2 protein-coding genes are annotated in these 6,086 nt (G+C 73.5%); both read right to left on the reverse strand.

From position 1 onward, the window contains the following. Positions 1–38: 38 nt before the first annotated feature. Entirely contained in the window at positions 39–1,229 is a 1,191-nt protein-coding gene (locus tag AB0435_RS28960) for a cytochrome P450 (protein ID WP_366428313.1), read from the reverse strand. A gap of 75 nt (positions 1,230–1,304) precedes the next feature. Further along, positions 1,305–6,065 (reverse strand): SDR family NAD(P)-dependent oxidoreductase, encoded by a 4,761-nt coding sequence (locus tag AB0435_RS28965; protein WP_366428314.1) that lies wholly within the window; start codon positions 6,063–6,065, stop codon positions 1,305–1,307. Positions 6,066–6,086: the final 21 nt, after the last annotated feature.

A 6,086-nucleotide genomic window follows, 5' to 3' on the forward strand; every position in this document is an offset into this window, starting at 1 on the left:
GGGGGCCTGGAGGGAACTGGCAGAGAGCTGGCAGGGAGCTACCAGGTCACCGGCAGCTTGGTGAAGCCGCCGGACAGCTGGCCCTCCAGCAGCCGCAGGTCGTCCGCCGGAAGTGCCAGGCGCAGATCGGGCAGTCGGGTGAACAGCTTGGTGAACAGGGTGTTCAGTTCGATGCGCGCCAGGGGGGCGCCGATGCAGTGCCAGATGCCGTGGGCGAAGGTCAGGTGCGGGTTGGGGGCCCTGGTGATGTCGAACCGCTCCGGTCCGTCGAAGGCCCGCTCGTCGAAGTTGGGCAGGCTGTAGTCGAAGAGGATCAGGTCACCGGCCCGGATCGTCACTCCCCCGGTCTCGACGTCCTCGGTGGCGTAGCGCGGCAGGATCGACCCGCCGGCCTTGGCCGCACGCAGCACTTCCTCCACGGCGTGGACCATGGAGGCCTGGTCGGCCAGGGCCGCCGCGCGCTGTTCCGGATGGCCGGCCAGGAGCACCACCCCGTGGTCCATGATCGTGACGACGCTGTCCAGCCCGGCGAACAGCAGGCCCACCGCCAACGGCGCCACGCGTGCTTCGGGGAGCCCGCCCTCGGAGAGGCGGGTCATGATGTCCTCGCCGGGCTCGGCGCGCTTCTGCGCGACCAGTCCCTCGACGAACGCGAAGAGGTCGCGCTGCCCGCGTTCCACGCTCTCGCGGCTGTCCAGCAGGGCCATGCGGCCCAGCAGCGCCATCAACTCCCCGCGGCTGTGCGGAGATATGCCGATGATGTCGCAGAGCACCGTGAGGGCGACGGGTGTGGAGAGGCCGCCGTGCAGGTCGCCGGGCGCACCCTGGGCGATGAAGTCGTCCAGCGCGGCCTCCACGATGGCCTCGACCCTGGGCGCCATCTCGCGCACGCGCCGCGCGGAGAACATCGGTGTGAGCAGGCGGCGGGTCTCGGTATGCGTCCGGCGGCCGGCCTCGGCGTCGGTGTCGGTGATCATCAGGTCCAGGAACGGGTTCCTGACGTACCGCGCCGCGTTGGCCGGGTCGGGGTGCGAGCGGCCGAAGCGCTCGTCGTGCAGCAGCTCCTTGAGCTCGGCGTGCCGGGTCACCAGCCACCCTTCGTCACCCGCGGGAGTGCGCACCTTGCAGATCGGCCCCTGCTCCTGCAGTTCGCGCAGCAGTGGGCTCACCCGGAGGAACTCGGGCGGCTCGAGGCCGAGGGTGGGCAGCTCTCGGGAGGAAGCGGTCATGCCGGTCCTGCCTTTCACACATGATTCGGAACTGGTAACTCGTTGGAACGTGGTACGGGAAGGGATGACGGCGCCTCACGCCCCGCCGATGGAGCCGAGCCAGCTCTCCACGATCTCCGCGGTCGCCTCGGCGTCCGCCTTGACCATGGAGAAGTGGTCGGCGTCGACCGTGCGGACGAAGGCCGACGGGACCAGGGGGCGCTGCTCCGCGCCGCCCGGCCCGTCGGACCCGGCCCCGGAGGGCGCGACGCCGTCGGCCTGCCGCACCGCCTGGACGGTCAGCACGGGGGCGGTCGTGGGCTGCGCCTCGATCCCCTTCAGCAGGGTCATCCACCAACCCATCGCGGACAGCCTGGAGTTGGTCATCCGCACCGGGGAGACCTCGTCGACGGAGAAGAACCGCCGCATCAGGCCGAGGTAGTCGATGTCCTCGGTGCTCTCGTGCCGGATGCTGAGGGTGTCCAGCAGCACCACGGCGGTGGGCTTGATACCCCACGTGTTCTCCAGCAGGCCCGCGGCCGCGTAGGCGAACGCTCCGCCGGAGGAGTGTCCGGCCAGGACGAAGGGCTCGCCGTCGCTCGCGCGCAGCGCGCTCTCCGCGATGACCCTGGTCGCACTCGCGGCCGTGGCCGGCAACCGCTCCCCCGCGGCGAACCCCGCCAGCGGCAGGGCGGAGACGTGCCGCAGGCCGCGGAAGGGCGCGGCGAACCTCGCGTATTCGTGGACGCCGCCGTTGGCGGTGGGCGTGCTGACACAGATCAGCCGGGGCTTGCCGGGGCCCTCGGCGAGCGTGGTGGGCAGCGGCAGGTCCTCCAGCTCGGCCGTGTTCTCGAAGGTCGGGCGGATGGCCCCCAGCGCCGTCACCATGCGCCGGGCCTCCAGGAGTCTGCCGCTGTCCACGGCGGCGAGGAACATCCGCTCCAGCGAGTCGACCTCCTGCCCGGCGGCCGGGCCGCCGCGCCCCGCACCGGAGGAGGCACCGTCCGGGCCCGGCTGCACGGCGAGTTCGCTGTGCAGCCACGTGGCGAGGTTCTCGGGGGTCCTGTTGTCGAAGACGACGGTCGCGGGCAGTTGCAGCCCGGTGGCCGCGGCGATCCGGTTGCGGAGCTCGACCGCGGTCAGGGAGTCGAAGCCCAGCTCGAAGAAGTCCCGGTGGACCTCGACGTCCTGGGCCGACGCGTGTCCGAGCACGGCCGCGGCCTCGGCCCGCACCAGGTCGGTCACGAGGCGGGTGCGCTCGCCCTCGCCCAGCTCCGCCAGTTGCCGGACGAACTGCCCGGCCGCGTCCCCTCCGGTGGCGGTGGCCGCGGCGGCGCGGCGGCCGGTCTTGACCAGGCCGCGCAGTACGGGCGGCACGGGGCCCGTGGCCCGTACCGGCCCGGCGGCCCGGCCGAGCGCGACGAGGTGAGCCGCGTCGCACTCCTGCGCCGCGTCGAAGAGGGCCAGCCCCTGCTCGACGGAGAGGGGCGAGGCCCCGTACGAGGAGATGCGCCGCATGTCCGCCTCGGACAGCGCGGCGGTCATCCCGCTGCCCTGGGCCCACGCGCCCCACGACAGGGACTGGGCGGGCAGGCCCTTCGCCGCACGGTACCGGGCGAGCGCGTCGAGGAAGACGTTGCCGGCGGCGTAGTTGCCCTGGCCGGGTGTGCCGGTCACGCCCGAGATGGAGGAGAACATGACGAAGGCGGCCAGGTCGAGGTGAGCGGTGGCTTCGTGCAGGTGCCAGGCACCGTCCGCCTTGGGCCGCAGCACACCGGACAGCCGCTCGGGAGTCAGCGAGGTGACCACACCGTCGTCGAGAACGCCGGCCGTGTGGATGACGGCCGTCAGCGGATGCTCCACCGGGACACCGGCCACCAGCCCGGCCACCGCTTCCCGGTCGGCCACGTCGCACGCGGCGAGGGTCACCTCGGCTCCGAGACCGGTCAGTTCGTCGCGCAGCTCGGCCGCGCCGGGCGCGTCCGGGCCGCTCCGGCCGGCCAGCAGCAGGTGCCTCACGCCCCGCCGCGTCACCAGGTGCCGGGCGAGTTCCCGGGCCAGGCCGCCGGTGCCGCCGGTGATCAGTACGGTGCCCTCCGGCGCCCAGCCCTGCGGCATGGTCAGCACGATCTTCCCGATGTGCCGGGCCCGGCTCATGTGGCGGAAGGCCTCCGGAGCCCGCCGCACGTCCCACGTCGCGACCGGCAGCGGGCGCAGCACGTCGGCGGCGAACAGCTCCAGCAGTTCCAGCAGCATCTCCTGGGTCCGCTCCGGACCCGCCTCCGCGAGATCGAAGGCACGGTAGTGCGCACCGGCAACCGACTCGGGCTCGCGGATGTCGGTCTTGCCCATCTCCAGGAACCGGCCGCCGGGAGCGGTCAGCCGCAGCGAGGCGTCCACGTACTCCCCGGCCAGGGCGTTGAGCACGACATCCACGCCACGGCCGTCTGTGACCTCAAGGAACCGCTGCTCGAAGTCGAGGGTGCGGGACGAGGCGATGTGGTCGTCGGCCACGCCCAGCTCGCGCAGGGTGTCCCACTTGCCCTCGCTCGCCGTGGCGAACACCTCGGCGCCCAGGTGCTTCGCCAGCTGGATCGCCGCCATGCCCACGCCGCCGGCCCCGGCGTGCACGAGGATCCGCTCGCCGGGCTTCAGGCCCCCGAGGTCCTTCAAGGCATAGAGGGCGGTCAGGAAGACCAGCGGCACCGACGCCGCCCGGGCCGGCGACCAGCCGTCGGGGATCCTGACGAGGTGCTGCTCCTCGGCCACGGCCACCGGGCCGAAACCGCCGAACACCAGGCCCATCACCCGGTCACCCGGACGCAGCCCCGACACCCCGGGCCCGGTTTCGGTGACCACACCGGCCGCCTCTGCACCCAGCTTCCCGGCCTCGCCCGGATACATCCCCAAGGAGTTGAGGACGTCACGGAAGTTCACACCGGCGGCCTGGACCGCGAGGCGCACCTGTCCGGGTGCGAGCGGCTCCAGGATCTCCGGGCAGGGCGCGAGCAGCAGGTCGTCCGGGCCGCTCTTGGCCCCGGGGTCCAGCCGCCACGGCACTCCGGTGGGCGGCAGCAGCCCCGCACCGCTGCCCAGTTGGGCCAGCCGGGGCACCCGGACCGCGCCCTCGCGCGCCACGAACTGGTCGTCCCCGGCGGCCAGGAGCCCCGGCAGGGCCGGGAGCACGGCCGGCAGGTCCCCGGCCTCGGCGTCCACCAGGACGAACATGCCCGGATGCTCCGACTGCGCCGACCGCACCAGACCCCACACCGCGGCCGCGGCCGGATCCCGGACAGTGTCCTTCTCGTCGGCCGCGACGGCCCCGCCCGTGACGAACACCAGACGCGATCCGGCGGGCTGCTGCCCGGCGGCCCACTCCTGGACCAGGCCCAGGACGCGGGCCGTCAGCTCGTGCACGGAGGCGGGCACGCCGTCACCCGTGCCGGACACGGGGGCCAGCACCAGGTCCTCGTCACCCGTGAGGTCGCTCAGGGAGGCGACCGGCGCGCCCGTGCCGAGCCGGTCGGCGCCCAGGGTCACGCACCGGACCTCGGCGGCCGGAGTCTCGGGCGCGGGCACCCAGTCCAGCGACAACAGCGGGTCGTACTCCGCGCCGCGCGGCGCCGCCGCAGCGGCCGACATGCCACGGAGGATCAGGCCCTCCGCCGACAGCACGGGCGCGCCTTCGACGTCGACGGCCGCGATGGACACGCGGTCGTCGCCGGTCTTCGTCACGCGGGCCCGGACGATCGGGGCACCGCCGGCGTGCAGCGACACCCCCTGCCAGGCGAACGGCATGAGGAGCTGGTCGTCCTCGCCGACACCGGCCATTCTGTGCGCCTGCAACACCGCGTCCAGCAGCGCCGGGTGGATCCCGAAGGCCCCGGCCTCACCCGAGGCGTCGTCGGGCAGCGCGGCTTCGAGGAAGACCTCGTCCTCGCGCTGCCGGACCGAGCGCAGACCCTGGAACGCGGGACCGTACCCGGTCCCGTCGTAGAAGCCCTCCAGGTCGACGGCCACGGTGTCCCGCGGCGGCCAGGCCTCCGGGCCGAAGGACACGGTCCGCTCCCCGTTGGTCAGCGTGCCGTTGGCGTGCTGGATCCACTGCCCGTCGGGCGCGCCGTCAGGGCGCGAGTGCACGGAGATCGTCCGCGCGCCCGCCTCGTCGGGCGCTCCGACCAGCACCTGGACGAGCGAGGCGCCCTTGTCCGGCAGCACCAGGGGGGTGAGGAGGACGAACTCCTCGATCCGGTCGCACCCGACCTGGTCCCCGGCGCGCAGGGCCAGTTCCAGGAAGCCGGTGGCCGGGAAGAGGACGTTCCCGCCGATGGCGTGGTCGACGAGCCACGGGTGGGTCTCCAGCGAGAGCCTGCCGGTGAACACCACCTCACCGGACTCCGCGAGAGCGAGCATCGCGCCCAGCAGCGGGTGCTCCGCCGACGCGAGGCCCGCGCCCGTCACGTCCCCGGTGAGCGCGGCGGGCCTGGGCCAGTAGCGCTCGTGCTGGAAGGGGTAGGTGGGCAGGTCGACGCGGCGGGCACCGGTACCGTCGAAGAGCCTGGCCCAGTCGGCCTCGACACCGGCCACGTGGAGGCGCGCGAGCGCGGTCAGCAGGGCCGTCTCCTCGGGGCGGTCCTTGCGCAGCGCGGACACGGCCACCGGAGTGCCGTCGAGGCTGTGCTGGGCCATGGCCGTCAGCACACCGTCCGGCCCCAGCTCCAGGAAGACCGAAGCACCCTCGGCAGCCAGGGCCTTGACGCCGTCGGCGAAGCGGACGGTCTCGCGGACGTGCCGCACCCAGTAATCCGCCGAGCACACCAGCTCCGCGGCCGCGAGCTCACCCGTCACGTTCGACACCAGGGGAATCTCCGGAGCCTG

The organism is Streptomyces sp. NPDC051173 (genome assembly GCF_040689515.1).
Classification (GTDB): domain Bacteria; phylum Actinomycetota; class Actinomycetes; order Streptomycetales; family Streptomycetaceae; genus Streptomyces.